Annotated in this window: 17 protein-coding genes and 1 riboswitch; of the genes, 10 read left to right on the top strand and 7 right to left on the bottom strand. The window is 40.2% G+C overall.

Annotation, left to right across the window (positions count from 1 at the left end; all coding sequences use genetic code 11):
* Positions 1–209: 209 nt before the first annotated feature.
* From rpaB to P9211_RS08480, 3 genes are all read left to right on the top strand, one after another.
* Complete coding sequence (gene rpaB, locus P9211_RS08490; RefSeq protein ID WP_012196296.1) at positions 210–1,019, top strand: response regulator transcription factor RpaB; 810 nt, start codon at positions 210–212, stop codon at positions 1,017–1,019.
* Between the two features lie 63 nt (positions 1,020–1,082).
* Entirely contained in the window at positions 1,083–2,594 is a 1,512-nt protein-coding gene (gene lysS / locus P9211_RS08485) for a lysine--tRNA ligase (RefSeq protein ID WP_012196295.1), read from the top strand.
* 55 nt (positions 2,595–2,649) lie between these two features.
* Entirely contained in the window at positions 2,650–2,913 is a 264-nt protein-coding gene (locus P9211_RS08480; RefSeq protein ID WP_012196294.1) for a hypothetical protein, read from the top strand.
* 133 nt (positions 2,914–3,046) lie between these two features.
* On the opposite strand, the gene P9211_RS08475 is transcribed toward P9211_RS08480, so the two are convergent.
* The gene (locus P9211_RS08475; protein ID WP_012196293.1) at positions 3,047–3,274 is read right to left on the bottom strand and encodes a hercynine metabolism small protein; all 228 of its coding nucleotides are present in this window, start codon (positions 3,272–3,274) and stop codon (positions 3,047–3,049) included.
* 32 nt (positions 3,275–3,306) lie between these two features.
* On the bottom strand, positions 3,307–3,807 hold the full coding sequence (gene smpB, locus P9211_RS08470; RefSeq protein ID WP_012196292.1) for an SsrA-binding protein SmpB: 501 nt from the start codon (positions 3,805–3,807) through the stop codon (positions 3,307–3,309).
* A 50-nt stretch (positions 3,808–3,857) separates the two neighbouring features.
* On the opposite strand from smpB, the gene ruvB reads away from it, so the two are divergent.
* From ruvB to thiC, 5 genes are all read left to right on the top strand, one after another.
* Positions 3,858–4,904 (top strand): Holliday junction branch migration DNA helicase RuvB, encoded by a 1,047-nt coding sequence (ruvB, locus tag P9211_RS08465; RefSeq protein WP_012196291.1) that lies wholly within the window; start codon positions 3,858–3,860, stop codon positions 4,902–4,904.
* A gap of 5 nt (positions 4,905–4,909) precedes the next feature.
* Complete coding sequence (locus P9211_RS08460) at positions 4,910–5,707, top strand: tetratricopeptide repeat protein (RefSeq protein ID WP_143703395.1); 798 nt, start codon at positions 4,910–4,912, stop codon at positions 5,705–5,707.
* Positions 5,707–6,888, top strand: coding sequence for an amidohydrolase (locus P9211_RS08455; protein WP_012196289.1), 1,182 nt, complete (start codon positions 5,707–5,709; stop codon positions 6,886–6,888). Before P9211_RS08460 ends, P9211_RS08455 begins: the two co-directional genes overlap by 1 nt.
* A gap of 5 nt (positions 6,889–6,893) precedes the next feature.
* Positions 6,894–7,100 (top strand): DUF3188 domain-containing protein, encoded by a 207-nt coding sequence (locus tag P9211_RS08450; protein ID WP_159088386.1) that lies wholly within the window; start codon positions 6,894–6,896, stop codon positions 7,098–7,100.
* 59 nt (positions 7,101–7,159) lie between these two features.
* A riboswitch (TPP riboswitch) is annotated at positions 7,160–7,265 on the top strand.
* 44 nt (positions 7,266–7,309) lie between these two features.
* On the top strand, positions 7,310–8,689 hold the full coding sequence (gene thiC, locus P9211_RS08445) for a phosphomethylpyrimidine synthase ThiC (protein WP_012196287.1): 1,380 nt from the start codon (positions 7,310–7,312) through the stop codon (positions 8,687–8,689).
* Between the two features lie 33 nt (positions 8,690–8,722).
* Here the strand turns inward: thiC and tkt are convergent, their stop codons facing one another.
* The 3 genes from tkt to acpP form a co-directional block, all read right to left on the bottom strand.
* Positions 8,723–10,732 (bottom strand): transketolase, encoded by a 2,010-nt coding sequence (gene tkt / locus P9211_RS08440; RefSeq protein WP_012196286.1) that lies wholly within the window; start codon positions 10,730–10,732, stop codon positions 8,723–8,725.
* A gap of 61 nt (positions 10,733–10,793) precedes the next feature.
* A complete protein-coding gene (fabF, locus tag P9211_RS08435; RefSeq protein ID WP_012196285.1) occupies positions 10,794–12,041 on the bottom strand; it encodes a beta-ketoacyl-ACP synthase II in 1,248 nt (415 codons plus the stop codon).
* A 7-nt stretch (positions 12,042–12,048) separates the two neighbouring features.
* Positions 12,049–12,291 carry an acyl carrier protein gene (gene acpP, locus P9211_RS08430; RefSeq protein WP_012196284.1) on the bottom strand — a complete coding sequence of 81 codons (243 nt, stop codon included), beginning with the start codon at positions 12,289–12,291 and terminating at the stop codon, positions 12,049–12,051.
* Positions 12,292–12,423: 132 nt separating this feature from the next.
* Between acpP and psaC the strand changes: the two genes are divergently transcribed.
* Positions 12,424–12,669: a photosystem I iron-sulfur center protein PsaC gene (gene psaC / locus P9211_RS08425; RefSeq protein ID WP_012196283.1), complete on the top strand. Its 246-nt coding sequence runs from the start codon at positions 12,424–12,426 to the stop codon at positions 12,667–12,669.
* A 68-nt stretch (positions 12,670–12,737) separates the two neighbouring features.
* Positions 12,738–14,642, top strand: coding sequence for a glutamine--fructose-6-phosphate transaminase (isomerizing) (gene glmS, locus P9211_RS08420; RefSeq protein ID WP_012196282.1), 1,905 nt, complete (start codon positions 12,738–12,740; stop codon positions 14,640–14,642).
* Positions 14,643–14,663: 21 nt separating this feature from the next.
* Here glmS and P9211_RS08415 read toward each other — a convergent pair whose 3' ends face one another.
* Positions 14,664–16,112, bottom strand: a complete 1,449-nt coding sequence (locus tag P9211_RS08415; RefSeq protein WP_012196281.1) for a mannose-1-phosphate guanylyltransferase/mannose-6-phosphate isomerase — start codon at positions 16,110–16,112, stop codon at positions 14,664–14,666.
* 56 nt (positions 16,113–16,168) lie between these two features.
* Positions 16,169–16,699, bottom strand: coding sequence for a ribosome maturation factor RimM (gene rimM, locus P9211_RS08410; RefSeq protein WP_012196280.1), 531 nt, complete (start codon positions 16,697–16,699; stop codon positions 16,169–16,171).
* Positions 16,700–16,749 lie beyond the last annotated feature (50 nt).

The raw sequence follows: 16,749 nt of genomic DNA, 5'->3' as shown, positions 1-16,749 counted from the left end.
TAAAAATATAGTGATTGATATATAGACTTCAGGAAAAAAGGTTAGCTATCGACAAGGAAGCGAGAAGAAAAAATAAGTATAATTACCTGAGTATAAATGCCCTGAAAACCTCTATAAATCGGCTAAAAATCACCTTTTTTGGCTCCGAAAAAATTGTCTTGGATTGGGTTGGAAGGTTATGGTTGCATTTGTTTATACATAATTTGTCCATGATTGACGGGGGTTCATCCAAGCTCGAAAGCACTGGTGGGCCTGGCTTAAAGGCCTCCTATGGTCCCAAGGCGACAATTCTTGTTGTGGATGATGAGCCTGCTGTTTTGAAAGTTTTGGTTACTCGCCTTGAGCTTGCTGGTTATCACGTGATCTCTGCCAAAGATGGGGAAGAAGCTCTTGAGCTTTTTCACAGAGAGTCTCCAGATTTAGTAGTACTTGATGTAATGCTCCCTAAATTGGATGGATTTGCCGTTTGCAGGAGAATTCGAGGAGAATCTATCGTTCCAATTATTTTCCTCAGCGCTCTGGAAGCCATCTCTGAGCGTGTAGCAGGCCTTGACTTGGGTGCAGATGATTACTTATCCAAGCCTTTCAGTCCAAAGGAGCTAGAGGCGCGTATAGCGACTATTTTGAGGAGGATGGGGCCAGGGGCATCTTCTGTAGCTGAGCCTAGAGAAATACCTGTAGGCCAAGGGGTGATGAAATTAGGGGATTTAGTTGTTGATACAAATAGGCGCCAAGTTAGTCGTGCAGGCGAAAGGATTGGATTAACTTATACAGAATTTAGTTTGCTTGAATTATTGTTTAGAGATCCAGGCAAAGTCGTACCTAGGGCGGAGATACTTGAGCAATTATGGGGTTACCCTCCAAGAAGAGCTGCTGATTTAAGAGTAGTTGATGTATATGTTGCTCGATTAAGAGGAAAGCTTGAACCTGATCCTCGAAACCCAGAATTAATTCTTACTGTTAGAGGAATAGGGTATTCCTCTCAAAGAGTTGGAGAGTTCCCTACTGTTGTTGCTTGAGTATGGATGGTGTTATTTAGGGACATCTATACCTAATCTCAATGTGTTTGAGAGTTAGGTTCATTGTCTGATTTAAAAGAAACTCGTTTAGAAAAGGCTCAAGTTTTAAAAAAGCTTGGCAATGGTCCTTATGGGATTCGCTTTGAGGTAACTCATAAAGCAGCCGTTTTGCAAGTTGAGCATCAAGACTTAGCTAATGGTCAGGAAAGACAGCTTGAGGTTTGCGTGGCTGGGAGAGTCATTTCCCGAAGAGTTATGGGGAAACTTGCTTTTTTTACGTTGTCTGACGAGAGCGGATCGATACAGCTTTTTTTAGAAAAAGCTACTCTCGAAGAACATTCTGATCTAGATCAGGAGTCTCCTGGCTCCTTTTCTCAATTGACCGATTTGGTTGACTCTGGCGATTGGATAGGAGTAAATGGGATTCTCAGAAGAACTGATCGAGGAGAGCTTTCGATCAAAGTTTTTTCATGGACCATGTTATGCAAATCGTTGCAACCATTGCCTGATAAGTGGCATGGTCTTTCAGATGTAGAGAAGAGATATAGGCAGCGTTACGTCGATTTAATTGTTAACCCGCAATCACGTAAAACTTTTAGGAGTAGGGCTCTTATGGTTAGCGCCATTCGTAGATGGCTAGATGAACGTGATTTTCTCGAAATAGAGACACCCGTGCTTCAATCCGAGGCGGGAGGAGCTGAGGCAAGGCCTTTTATTACTCATCACAACACACTTGACCTTTCGCTTTATCTACGTATTGCTACAGAACTTCACCTAAAGAGACTTGTTGTAGGAGGTTTCGAGAGAGTGTATGAATTGGGACGAATTTTTAGGAATGAAGGAATAAGTACAAGACATAATCCTGAATTTACAACTGTAGAGATTTATCAAGCTTTTGCTGATTACACCGACATGATGGATCTGACGGAAGAAATGATTTCTTTTGTTTGTTCTCAAATATGTGGATCCACAACAATTCAATATCAAGGTAAAGAAGTTGATTTAACTCCTCCTTGGAGAAGAATCACCATGCATGAGCTAGTTCTGGAATCTACTGGGCTTGATTTTTATGAGTTTGGACAAGATATATCTAAGGCTTCAACTGCAATGCAAAGTGTTGGTTTAAATGTTCCTGATCATGCTGACAGTGTTGGGAGATTGATGAACGAAGCTTTTGAGCAGGCAGTTGAAGGGGATCTATTTCAACCTACTTTTGTGATGGATTATCCAATTGAGATTTCTCCGCTCGCTAGAAAGCATCGCAGTAAGCCAGGCATTGTGGAGAGATTTGAATTATTCATAGCTGGTCGTGAAACAGCAAATGCTTTTAGTGAACTTATAGATCCAGTAGATCAAAAAGAACGTCTTCTTTTGCAACAATCTCGCAGACAAGCTGGTGATCTGGAGGCTCATGTCATAGATGAAGATTTTGTTAATGCTCTTGAGGTGGGAATGCCTCCAACTGGAGGCCTGGGCATTGGAATTGACAGGTTGGTAATGCTTCTTACAGATAGTCCTTCTATCCGTGATGTGATTGCATTTCCATTACTTAAGCCAGAGTCCGGTTCTCAGTAATCGGAAAATGGACCATGAAAGTGGATAATTGAGCGAGTATGAATGTGATCTTCAGATGAGTGGAGAGCGAGTAGGTTTCCGTTTTAAGCATGCTGACCCTGTGGTCAAGCGCAATCCTCAGGGGCGTTCAAGGCGTGGCTGGGTAATGGAGCCCGTTGAACAGACCACTAGTCGTGGTACAAAGATGCCTGCATATCGAATTAGATGGCGGGATAGCGAACGTCCTGAGATTGTTTTGCAGCATATGCTAATTGCAGACCCTGACCCCACTCCACCGCCAGAAAATGTCAGTCTTGAACCTCCATCATCAAAAACTTAAGCTTTCTGAAATAGGAAGTATAAAAACTTCTAGATTTTGTGAAATTTGATTTGAATATTTAAAAGGTCTATTTAAAGGCTTTTTAAATAATATTTGGAGTAAATTTATATCATTTTTATAGCTTGTAAAGCAACTATTTTAAAGGTGCTTTTGTTATTAATGGTTTTTCAATTTCATTTTTCAGAGGTGTAAGAGCACCATCTTTAGATTGAAGTAGGATTTGAGCAAGTTTTGCTATATCACCTTCCCCAAGCTCAAGATCTGAAATATTTTCAAAAGCATGTTTATAGAAATCTTCTAGTTCTAGAAGTATTTTTTCTCTTAGAAACTTCAATTTGGCTTGTTGTTGTTTCCTACTCATAGAATTCTTGAATTTATTTTTATTCTGCCAGTTCAGCGATAACGAGCTAGAGCTGACTTCATATCTCGATTTGCTTGCTTTCTTTTATCATCCTCTCTTTTGTCATGGAGCTTACGACCCTTGCCAACTCCAATAATAATCTTGATCCATGAGCCCTTTAGATGAATACTTAAAGGAATCAAAGTGAGACCTTTTCTAGCTACCTGGATTTCAAGTTTATTAATCTCTTTTCGATGTGCTAGGAGCTTTCTGGTTCTTAATGGATCGTGGTTGAAGAAGTTTCCAGCATTATTTAGAGGAGAAATGTGAACATTATGTAGCTGAAGCTCTCCTTCGCGAATAAGACAAAATCCATCTCTTAGATTTGTATTACCAGCACGGATCGATTTGACTTCTGTTCCAACTAGCTCGATACCTGTTTCAAGTGTTTCTAAAATTTCATATTGATGTCTTGCAAGTCGATTCTCAGCTAATCGGCGGTTTGCCTCCCCTCGTTCTGATTTGGTCACTTTTTTATTCTTTTTCTTAGTCATCTCCTCAAATTAATAATTTCAGAGTACATAACGGTCGTTATTCTTCAAGCATGGCTATTGTTTCTTCTAGTATCAATCAATCTGACTCCTTAGATTCTAGGGGCAAATCAAGGTTGGTCGATCCAAAATTTCTCAAGGAAGATTGTAAACCAATTAAAGAAGATTCTTTAAGGCCTAAAACTTTAAATGAATTCGTCGGTCAATCAGAGCTGAAGGAAGTCTTAGCTATCTCAGTCAAGGCAGCTTTGTATAGAAAAGAGGCTTTAGACCATGTTTTGCTCTACGGCCCACCGGGCTTAGGTAAAACCACAATGGCCTTAGTTTTAGCCCAAGAGCTTGGTGTGAAATGCAGAATTACTAGTGCACCTGCACTTGAAAGGCCTAGAGATATCGTTGGTTTGCTAATGGATTTGCGCTCAAAAGAATTGTTGTTTGTGGATGAAATCCATCGACTAACAAATTCTGCAGAAGAGCTTTTATATCCAGCATTAGAAGATTTTAGACTTGACTTAACAATAGGCAAAGGAACAACTTCTAAAACCAGAGCAATAGAGCTACCAAGGTTTACTTTGGTTGGTGCTACAACTAGGCCTGCTGCAATTAGTTCACCTTTAAGGGATCGCTTTGGAATTACTCAAAGATTTGGCTTTTATAATTTGAAAGATTTGCAGGAGATAGTAAAGAGATCTGCTCGCTTTCTTGAACTATCTATGATTGATGATGCAAGTTTAGAAATCGCACGACGTTGTAGAGGTACACCAAGAATTGCCAATCGGTTACTTCGTAGAGTTAGAGATTTTGCAACTGTTAAGTGTAATAAGAAATTGATTGATATTGATTTGGTAGATGAATCATTAAAATTACATTGTGTAGATGAGCGTGGTTTAGATCAATTTGATAGAAGACTTTTATCGTTATTAGCATCACATGGAGGAGGACCTGTAGGCTTAGATACTCTTGCTGCTGCATTAGGCGAAGAGCCTGCGACACTCGAATCAGTTGTAGAACCTTTTCTTCTTCAAATAGGTTTTTTACAAAGAACACCAAGAGGCAGGATTCTTACACTTCAAGGACAAGAACATATTGAATGTCATTAGTCATTATGAATACTCACTTCATTAAAAAACTAATTCTTTTGATAGCGACTCTTTGTTACTTGTTATTTTTTGCGAGTTCTTTAGAAGTTAGAGCTACTGAGTCTTTAAAGATGCTTTTCGATAGAGGCTTGCAAGAGAGTAGAGATGGAGATTTTTTGAAAGCATTGGATACCTGGGAGCAATTCCTTAAACTATCTCCAGAAGATGCAGCTGCATTAAGTAATCGAGGGAATGTGCGCTTGCTTTTAGGGGATCCTGAAGGGGCAATTGTTGATCAGAAAAGAGCAATTAATCTTTTACCTGAAGAGATTGACCCATATATGAATAAAGGGATTGCAGAAGAAGTCTTAGGAAAATGGGATGAGGCCGTAAAAGACTATGAATTGATATTGGCGCGAGAGCCTAATAATTCATTGGCTTTATTTAATCTCGCTTCTGCCAAAGGTTCACAGGGTGATTGGTTGCAAGCAGAAGAGTTTTTTGATAAAGCTGCAAATGTTCAGCCTGGTTTTGTTTTGGCTCGTATATCCAAAGCATTGGCCAATTATCAATTGAAAAACTTTGATCAGGCTGAATCAGATCTTCGCGCAATTATTCGCAAATACCCTATGTTTCCAGATTCAAGAGCTGCTTTGACTGCCCTTTTATGGAAGAGAGGATTGGTTGGTGAGGCTGAAAGCAATTGGATTGCAGTAGCGGGTTTAGATAATAGATTTTTAGATAGAAATTGGCTTGAGGATTCATTGCGCTGGCCCCCAGACCCTCTTAAGGATCTTTTGGCTTTTATAGACTTGGAGAGATAATGCCTTTTTCAGATTGTCACAAGGAATCTTTGAGGCTGTTTTTGCCTGAATTGATAACTATCAGAAGGCATTTACATGCTCATCCAGAATTAAGTGGTCAAGAGCATCAGACTGCAGCAACTGTTGCGGGGGAATTAAAGAAATATGGTTGGGATGTCACAGAAGGAGTTGGTCGAACAGGTGTTATTGCAGAGTTAGGAGATAAATCTGCTCCTTGTGTTGGATTAAGAGTGGATATGGATGCACTCCCCGTAGAAGAGAAAACTGGGTTGCCTTTTTCTTCTTTCAATCAAGGAGTTATGCATGCCTGTGGGCATGATCTACATACTTGTATAGGGCTAGGTGTCGCAAAACTTTTGGCAGAAGATAAGAGTAAATTGTCAGGTGTAAGACTTTTATTCCAACCTGCTGAAGAAATTGCCTCTGGAGCAAAATGGATGAAGGAGGATGGTGCCTTAACTGGCTTAGATGCTCTTTTTGGTGTTCACGTATTTCCTGAAATACCTGTTGGCCAAATAGGTGTTCGCAGAGGTGTTTTGACCGCAGCCGCAGGTGAGTTACAAGTTGAGATCTTGGGGAATGGAGGACATGGTGCCAGACCTCATCAAGCAGTTGATGCAATTTGGATAGCAGCAAGAGTGATTAGTGGCATACAAGAAGCCATAAGTAGATGCTTGGATCCTCTCTCACCAGTTGTGATTAGTTTTGGCAAAATACAAGGTGGACAAGCTTTTAATGTCATTGCAGATAAAGTTAGGCTTTTGGGAACAGTTCGCTGTTTAGACCTTCAATTAAATGAAACGTTACCCAATTGGATTGAAGAGACAGTAAAAAAAATTGCTTCTAATTTTGGAGCTGAGGCAAAAGTGCAATATCGCTCAATAGCACCACCTGTTTATAACGATCCTAAGTTGACTCAATTACTAGAAAATTCTGCAATTGCATTACTTGGCGATGCAAATGTTCTCCGCTTAGAACAGCCTTCTTTAGGAGCAGAAGATTTTGCTGAGCTTTTGCAAGATATTCCTGGGACTATGTTTCGTCTGGGTGTAAGTGGTTTGAATGGATGCGCTCCTCTCCATAATGGGTACTTTGCTCCTGATGAAAGATGTTTAGAAATAGGGATTAGTGTATTGACAAGTACGCTTTTGGATTGGATGCAAAAAAGGGGACATCATTGATGAAAGTGTCTCGGAATTTTTGGCCAACTTTTGCTGCGCCTTTTTTAATCTTGATAGCCATCCTTGGACTTTTTCAGCGTAGTGGTAATGATCGGGTTCAATCTTTACCATCTTTAGTTCTTGGGATTGGATTGATTTGTAACGGAGTCTTAGAACGACAGCATCACAGAAAAACAATTTTGCGTGAGCTAAGAAAAAACAGTTCAAAGTAATTCCTAGTAATTATTTATTCTTCAGTTAAGGGCTTTTCTAAGAAATCTAGCTATTTTACAAATAGCACTAGGGGTGCCACGGAAAGTTTTGTTTCCTTGGCTGAGATCACACCCTCTGAACCTGATTCGGGTTATGCCGACGAAGGAAAGTGAAAGAGCGTGATCAAAGTTTTTTGCACCCCCCTTATCAATCTTCAGACTTCGGGGTTATGAGAGCTTCATGGGTTGCTAACAGGCAAGGCAAAAGCAATGTTTCTCAATTGCATTTTGCCCGACAAGGCATGATTACTGAAGAGATGGCGTATGTAGCCAATAGAGAAAATCTTCCTGAGTCTTTAGTCATGGAAGAAGTTGCTCGAGGCCGCATGATAATTCCAGCGAATATTAATCATCTAAATTTGGAACCTATGGCTATTGGTATTGCTTCCAAATGCAAAGTTAATGCCAATATTGGGGCCTCTCCTAATGCAAGTGATGTAGGTGAAGAGCTGAAAAAGCTTGAATTAGCTGTTAAGTATGGAGCTGATACCGTGATGGACCTTTCTACTGGAGGGGTCAATCTAGATGAAGTGCGAACTGCAATTATCAATGCATCTCCAGTACCTATTGGAACTGTTCCTGTTTATCAAGCTTTAGAAAGTGTTCATGGATCTATTGAAAAATTATCAGAGGAAGATTTCCTTCACATAATTGAGAAGCATTGCCAGCAAGGCGTTGATTATCAAACTATTCATGCTGGTTTACTTATAGAGCATCTACCCAAGGTTAAAGGAAGATTAACTGGGATAGTTAGTCGCGGTGGCGGCATCCTGGCTCAATGGATGCTCTATCACCACAAACAAAATCCTTTATTCTCTAGATTTGATGATATTTGTGAGATTTTCAAGCGATATGATTGCAGTTTTTCACTAGGAGACTCTCTTCGCCCAGGGTGTTTGCATGATGCTTCTGATGAGGCTCAATTGGCTGAATTGAAAACTTTGGGCCAGTTAACTAAACGTGCCTGGGCTCATGATATTCAAGTAATGGTTGAAGGACCGGGCCATGTGCCGATGGATCAGATTGAATTTAATGTTCGGAAACAGATGGAGGATTGTTCGGAAGCACCATTTTATGTTTTAGGCCCTTTGGTTACCGATATAGCACCTGGTTATGACCACATCACAAGCGCTATTGGAGCTGCAATGGCTGGTTGGTATGGCACCGCAATGCTTTGTTATGTGACACCTAAAGAACATCTCGGACTACCAAACCCTGAGGATGTTCGAGAAGGATTAATCGCCTATAAAATTGCTGCTCATGCTGCAGATATAGCTAGACATCGTTCTGGTGCAAGAGATAGAGATGATGAACTTAGTAAAGCTAGATATGCTTTTGATTGGAACAAGCAATTTGAATTATCCCTTGATCCAGAGAGGGCTCGTCAATATCATGATGAAACTCTTCCTGCAGATATATATAAACAAGCAGAGTTTTGTTCAATGTGTGGTCCCAAGCATTGCCCTATGCAAACTAAGATTACGGATAAAGATTTAGATGATCTCGAGGATGTAATTAAATCAAAAGATGCCTCTAAAATAAATCTATAAAATTTCAGTATAAGTTTTGCTTGATTCGGCTAATTAAGTTAATAAATTATTTGCAGTATTTAATACATTCTCGAGCGTAAATCCAAATTTCTCCATACAAGTTCCACCTGGTGCAGAAGCACCAAATCCACTCATTGTAATGCTATCTCCATCAAGACCAATATATTTATGCCATCCAAATGTTTCCGCTGCTTCAACGACAATTCGCTTCCTTACATCTGATGGTAAAACCTCTTCTTTATATGAAGAGCTTTGTTCCTCAAATAGTTCAACACATGGCATTGAAACAACTCTCACTTTTCGCCCTTGTTTTGTTAACTCTTTAGCTGCATCAACACAAAGATACAATTCACTTCCTGTTCCTATAAGTATTAACTCAGGAGTACCTTCGCAATCTTCAAGAACATATCCTCCAAAGGATACTTTTTCAATAGAAGAATTTTCTTGATTTGGCATGCCTTGTCTGCTGAGACATAGAGCACTAGGTCTAGTGCGGTTTTGGATCGCTAATTTGTATGCACCACTAGTTTCATTACCATCCCCTGGGCGGAAGACAAGCATATTTGGCATTGCGCGCAAAGAGGGAATTGTTTCTATTGGTTGGTGTGTTGGGCCGTCTTCACCTACGCCAATTGAATCATGGGTGAGGACGTAGATCACTCCAAGTTCACTGAGTGCAGACAGTCTCATTGACCCTCTCATGTAGTCAGCAAACACTAAAAATGTTCCTCCATAAGGGATTAAACCACTGCCGTGATAAGCAATTCCATTCAGGATGGCTGCCATTGCATGTTCTCTGACTCCAAAATGTAAATAGCGTTTCTCAGGACTCTCAGCTTGAAACGAACCAGTTTCCCCTTGGATATCTGTGTAATTTGAATGGGTTAAGTCTGCTGATCCTCCAATTAACTCAGGCAGATTGGGGCCTAATGCTCCTAAACAAATCTGAGAGTGTTTTCTCGTAGCCAAACCTTTATCTTCAGGGGTGTAACTAGGAAGACTTTGGTCCCAATTGCTTGGGAGTTCGCCCCTCAACATTCTTTCAAATTCAATTGATTCATCAGGATATTTAGAGCGATAACTTTCTAATAATTCATTCCATACAGCTTCGGACTTTGCTCCTTTATCAATTGCTTGACGCAATTGGTCATATGCCTCTTGAGGTACTTCAAAAGGGCCATAAGACCATCCCAATGCTTGTCGTGTAAGCTCAGCCTCTTCCTCGCCTAGGGGTGCCCCATGAACTCCAGCAGTATCACTTTTATTAGGTGAACCATATCCAATGGTTGTTGTGATTTTAATGATGGATGGTTTGTCAGTTACTTCTTTAGCCTGTTGGATTGCTTTAGCAATGGCATCTACATCTGTATTGCCATCTGAAACATGTTGAACATGCCATCCATAAGACTCATATCGCTTTAGTACATCTTCTGTGAATGAAACATCAGTTTTTCCATCAATTGTGATGTGATTATCGTCATAAAGAGCAATTAATTTTCCTAATTTCAAGTGCCCTGCAAGAGAGCATGCTTCTGATGCAACTCCTTCTTGATTACAACCGTCTCCCATGATCACATAGGTGAAATGATCAACTAAAGAAAAATCTGGCTTATTGAATTTTGCAGCCAGATGAGATTCGGCAATGGCAAGTCCTACAGCATTGGAAATTCCTGCTCCTAATGGGCCTGCTGTAACCTCTACACCAGGCGTTTCGAAAGTTTCTGGATGACCGGGTGTTCTGGCCCCCCACTGACGAAATTGTTTAATATCTTCAATCGTTACTGATTCATAACCCGTGAGATGCAAAAGGGCATATAGCAACATGCAACCATGACCGGCTGAAAGAACAAACCTGTCTCGGTTAAACCATTTGGGGTTTTTGGGGTTGTGATTTAAGAACTTATCCCAAAGCGTATATCCCATTGGTGCACATCCCATTGGAAGACCGGGATGTCCGCTTTTGGATTTATTAACAGCATCAACTGCAAGCATTCTTATGCTGTTGATGCAAAGCTTATCGAGTGAAGCGGGCGCAGCGACCATTGTATTTGGGGTTGAGGTGGTAGTGGTTAAAATTTCTGACGATGGTGTCGTTGGAGTGCGTTTAGAAGAATTTTCTAAAGGCCAGACAAACGTTGTGGCCTCCGAAACCAAACGAATTCGAAAGTACAACACCTAATTTTTGTTCTCTAGCAGTGTTGGGCACATAATCCAAATCACATGCAGGATCTGGAGTGGAATAATTGATTGTTGGTGGAATGACCTCATTCTGAATAGAGAGGACACATGCTACTGCCTCAATGCCTCCAGACCCACCTAGTAGGTGGCCAGTCATTGATTTTGTTGAACTAATAGGGATTTGTTTGGCCCTTGTACCCAATGCAGTTTTGATAGCTGCCGTTTCATTGCTGTCATTTGCTGGTGTGCTTGTTCCATGAGCATTGATGTAATCGACATCATCTGGATTGATATGTCCATCTAAAAGAGCTTCTTGCATTGCCTTGGCTCCTCCTACTCCACCAGGAGAAGGAGAGGTAATGTGATGAGCATCGCATGTAGTGCCATAGCCAATTACTTCTGCATAGATAGTCGCATCGCGTTTTTTCGCATGTTCTAGTGACTCAAGAACAATTACTCCAGAGCCTTCACCAATGACAAACCCATCACGTTCTGCATCAAATGGTCTGCTCGCGCTTTGGGGGTCATCATTCCGGAATGAAAGAGCTTTTGCGCTAGCAAAACCAGCTACTCCTAGTGGAGTAATACTTGCTTCTGCTCCGCCACAAATCATTGCATCTGCTTTGCCAAGTTGAATTAACCGAAAAGAATCACCAATTGCATTGGAACCAGCTGCGCATGCTGTCGCCACTGCTGAGCTAGGCCCTTTAGCTCCTAGCGCAATAGCTGCAAGACCCGTAGCCATATTGGGAATCATCATTGGAACAGTAAAAGGGCTTACTCTTCCAGGGCCTTTGTTGTTAAGAACTTGCGCTTGGGTTTCCATAGTGAGCAACCCTCCTACTCCAGAGCCAATAATGACCCCAATTCGCGATGAATTGTGTTCATTTATAACTAGCTCGGAATTCCTTAAGGCTTCTTTAGCGGCAATTACTCCGAACTTAGAGAATCGATCCCATCTTTTTGATTCTTTTGGTTCTAGTAAACCAGTTGGGTCAAAATTTTTGACCTCTGCAGAAAAACGGCATGCGTGATTGGAAGCGTCAAAAAGCCTGATGGGCCCTACGCCATTCCTCCCTGCTTTTAAGCCATCAAGGTATTGCTCGACGGTATTGCCAATTGGCGTAATAGCGCCGAGACCGGTTACAACAACTCGATGGAGATTCTCCACCATTAGTTCCTCAACCTTGCTTGTCTTCTATGTACTTGACAGCATCTCCAACTGTGGCGATGCCTTCAGCAGCTTCATCTGGAATTTCAATGTCAAAAGCTTCTTCCAGAGCCATTACTAACTCAACAGTGTCGAGAGAGTCTGCGCCAAGGTCATTTTGGAAATTTGATTCAAGCTTTACTTCGCCTGCATCAACACTTAGTTGTTCTGAAACAATAGAACGAACTTTTTCGAGGGTTGCGTCCTGAGACATACGTTATTTAGATCCGAAATGCATCTTACGGGCTAATGGCGTCTAGTTAACAAGAGTGAAGCGACTTGCATGAATCTTTTTATCTTGAACCAAATTGAGTAAAGTTTTTTACATACAGCTTTTTAGGGTGTTATGTCCCACGCAGTAAAGATCTACGACACATGCATTGGATGCACTCAGTGTGTCAGGGCTTGCCCTCTAGACGTTCTTGAAATGGTTCCCTGGGATGGATGTAAGGCAGCACAAATTGCTTCCTCTCCTCGTACAGAAGACTGTGTAGGTTGTAAACGTTGTGAAACCGCTTGCCCTACAGATTTCTTAAGTATCCGTGTATATCTTGGGGATGAAACAACCCGCAGCATGGGCTTAGCTTATTAATTTGTTTTAATTGGGTTAAGGTTTTAGATAAAATAACCAGCTGTGTTCCATAGCTATAACTTAAAGATATGTGTGGGATAGTTGCTTTTATTGGTTCTAGAGAAGCTTCGCCACTTCTATTAGACGGTTTAAGAAAACTCGAATATAGAGGTTACGATTCGGCAGGATTAGCAACAGTAACTATTGGGGAAAAGGATCAAGATGATTTTGTTACTTGTAAAAGAGCAAAGGGTAAATTAGTTAATCTTTCTGAATTAATTGAAAAGGAGGGTGCACCTGGTCATTTAGGTATTGGTCATACTAGATGGGCGACTCATGGAAAACCTGAAGAACATAATGCCCATCCTCATAGAGATAATTCTGGTGAGGTTGCAGTAGTCCAAAACGGAATAATTGAGAATCACACTTCTTTACGGAAGAAGCTTGAGGGAAAAGGAGTTCAATTTCTTTCACAAACTGATACTGAGGTAATACCTCATTTAATTTCTCATGAGCTTGATCATTTTTTAGCCAATGGCTCTTCTCCAAGTAGATCTCTCTTGCTGCAAGCTGTTCAGAAGGTTTTAGGACTTTTAGAAGGAGCATATGCAATTGCAGTTATTTGGTCGAAAACCCCTGATGCACTAGTAGTTGCCAAGAGGCAAGCATCTTTAGTGATTGGACTTGGTGAGGGTGAATTTCTTTGTGCTAGTGATAAGCCAGCTTTAACTGGTTTTACTAGAACAATTTTGCCTATGGAAGATGATGAAATTGCGTTATTAACACCTTTAGGTATTGAGCTATATGACATTCAAGGCAAACGAAAGGACAGGAGTCCAGTAGTCCTAAGTGGTTTAGATCAGGAGATTGATAAGCAACATTTCCGTCATTTTATGCTTAAAGAAATTCATGAGCAGCCTGAAACTGTTGAGCTATGGCTTTCTAAGCATTTACCCATTCATGCCCCAATTGATAGTCCAATAGTTTTGCCATATGACGCATCTTTTTATGAATCTATCGAACAAATACAGATTCTCGCTTGTGGAACTAGCAGGCATGCGGGCATGGTTGGAGCTTACCTTTTAGAGCAGTTTGCTGGGATTAGGACTTCTGTTTTTTTTGCGAGTGAATTTCGCTATGCTCCTCCGCCATTGTCGCCGCATACTCTAACCATTGGAGTAACTCAATCAGGAGAAACGGCTGATACGCTTGCAGCCTTATCCATGGAGCACCAAAGGCGATCAGTTCTGGATAACAATGATTTTGCTTCTTTCCAGTTGGGAATAACTAATAGTTCTGAAAGTTCATTAGCACTGCAAGTTCCCAATATTCTTGATATAGGAGCAGGTATAGAAGTTGGTGTAGCAGCAACTAAAACTTTCTTAGGTCAATTATTAGCTTTTTATGGATTAGCTATTAGTTTTGCAGCACGACGAAAAAGTAGATCACAGGAAGAAATCAATGCTCTTTGTGAGGAATTAAGGTCTATTCCTAAGCAATTAAAAGATCTGGTAAAGGAACACAATCAATTGGCCGAGTCCTTAGCTCATCGTTTCGCCGATACAGAAGATGTCATTTTCTTAGGACGCGGCATTAATTACCCAATTGCTCTAGAAGGCGCACTCAAATTAAAAGAGATCAGTTATATACATGCAGAGGGGTATCCGGCTGGCGAAATGAAGCATGGACCTATTGCTTTATTGGATCAAAGAGTACCTGTAATTTCAATAGCCACTGAGGGTATCGTATTTGAGAAGGTTTTGAGTAATGCTCAAGAAGCTAAGGCAAGAGATGCAAGTTTGATAGGGATTTGCCCACAAACTGTTGAAACACAAATTTTTGATTCTTTATTACCTATACCTAAAGTAAGCGAATGGATTAGCCCTTTGCTGACAGTAATACCGATGCAATTGTTAAGTTATTATATAGCTGCTCAAAGAGGCTTAGATGTTGATCAGCCAAGAAACTTGGCAAAGAGTGTAACTGTGGAGTGATTGATAGGTTTATACCAGGTTTTATTTATTTTTATTGACTCTTCCATATCTATCTTCTAGACGCAAAATATCATCTTCACCTATATAAGCACCGCTTTGAATTTCTATTAACTCTAGAGGCATTTTACCTGGATTACCTAATCTATGTTTGCAACCTAAAGGTATATATGTGCTTTGATTTTCTCCTAATAGCTCTTCTTTACCGTCGCGTTCAATTAAAGCTGTTCCTTTAACAATTACCCAATGTTCTGCCCTGTGATGATGCATTTGAAGCGATAAAAACTCTCCAGGCTTTACTTCAATTCTTTTAACTTGCCATCTCTTCCCCTCAACTATTGATGTGTAATGTCCCCATGGCCTATATATTTTTCGATGGGCTTTACTTTCGGAAAGCTTTTTATGCTCTAGTTCATTAACAATATCTTTTACACTTTGAGCATCTTTTTGGTTAGTTACAAGTACAGCATCGTCAGTTTCTATTAATATCAAATCTTCAACTCCAAGACCAACAATTAAGCGATGCTCGCTTCGGAAATAACAATTTTTACTTCGCTTGATAATTACTTTTCCTTTGGAGAAGTTTCCATTGGAATCTTTTGAAGCTGTTTCCCATAATGAGTGCCAATTACCAACATCATTCCAACCTGCATTAAGTGGTAAGACTGTTCCTAGATTGGTTTTTTCCATTACAGCAATATCGATTGATAGATTTGGGCATTCACTAAATGCTTTTTTTTCTAGTCTTAGGAAATCTAAATCTGATAATTCACCTTGTAATGCTGACTTACAGGACTTAAGTATTTTCGGCGCAAGCTTTTCAAGTTCTTTGAGAATAGTACTTGCTTGAAATAAAAACATTCCACTATTCCAACTAAAGCAAGGGTTAGCTATAAATTCTTCTGCTTTTTCTTGAGTAGGCTTTTCAAAGAATTTGTTTATTTTTACAGCTTTTGGATTACTGTGATCAATCGGTTCCTTTGCTTGAATATATCCATACCCAGTCTCTGCACAAGTAGGAATAATTCCAAAAGTTATAAGCTTGCCTTTTTGTGCTTCTATACGGCCAGCAGCAATTGATTTTTGGAATTCTTCAACATTACGAATTTCATGATCTGCCGATAAGACTAGAAGCTGTGGATCTTCTCCTGACTCTGTAGCTTTTATTGCTGCTACTGCTATAGCTGCGGCAGTATTACGTCCTACTGGTTCTAAAATAATTTCTTTAGGTTCAATATTAATTTCCCTCATTTGTTCTGCCACGATAAAACGATGCTCTTCATGGCAGATTAATAAGGGTTGCTCTAACTCTGGTAATCCTTCTAGTCTTTTATGAGTTTGTTGGAGCAAACTTTCATTTTCATTGCCACAAAGGGACCAATATTGTTTTGGATAGCTTGCTCTGGATAATGGCCAAAGTCTTGTACCAGATCCACCGCATAGGATTACAGGAATTAGGGGTCTATCTGTCATTCAACTATTTTCATGCTTGAAAGACATAAAAGATAGCAATATTGCTTTTTCATTATTCAAAGCTCTAGTAATCCTGGTGGAGGCTTAATAAGTAACCAACCTTGCTTAAGATTGATCACAGGCACAATTTCTTTGACAAAGGGTATCAGTACTGTCTTCCCTTCAACGAGTTTGATTACTAGAAGATCATTGCCAGCACTTGTTAAATCAATCACTTCTCCTACATCAGAACCATCTTGAGTGAATTTTGCTTTTAACCCTAAAAGGTCAACGAGATGGAATTCACCTTCTTTTAGCTTGGGCTTTTGATCAGATGGGACTAATAATTTATTACCAACAATAGACTCGGCCTTATTACGGTCAGTGATTCCTATGAATGAAACAATATAAATAGATTTTCCTGGTAGTTGCCTGCCAGACTTTAATTCAATTCTAGAAGGCTCTTCAGTGTTTTTTTGAAGCCATCGCTCCCCTGGGTTGATGAATCTTTCTGGGAAATCACTACTTGGATTAACTTTTACCTCGCCACGCAAACCTTGAGCTCCCACAAGCTTCCCAATTGTTAGCCAAGAATCTTTTCTAGACATTCGTGGAAAACAGGCAATTAATAATTAACCTGTCTATAGTTGATATTTTC

This window comes from Prochlorococcus marinus str. MIT 9211 (genome assembly GCF_000018585.1).
GTDB lineage: Bacteria > Cyanobacteriota > Cyanobacteriia > PCC-6307 > Cyanobiaceae > Prochlorococcus_D > Prochlorococcus_D marinus_B.
Note: the sequence above shows the minus strand (reverse complement) of the source record. Positions and strands in the feature narration are given on the sequence as shown.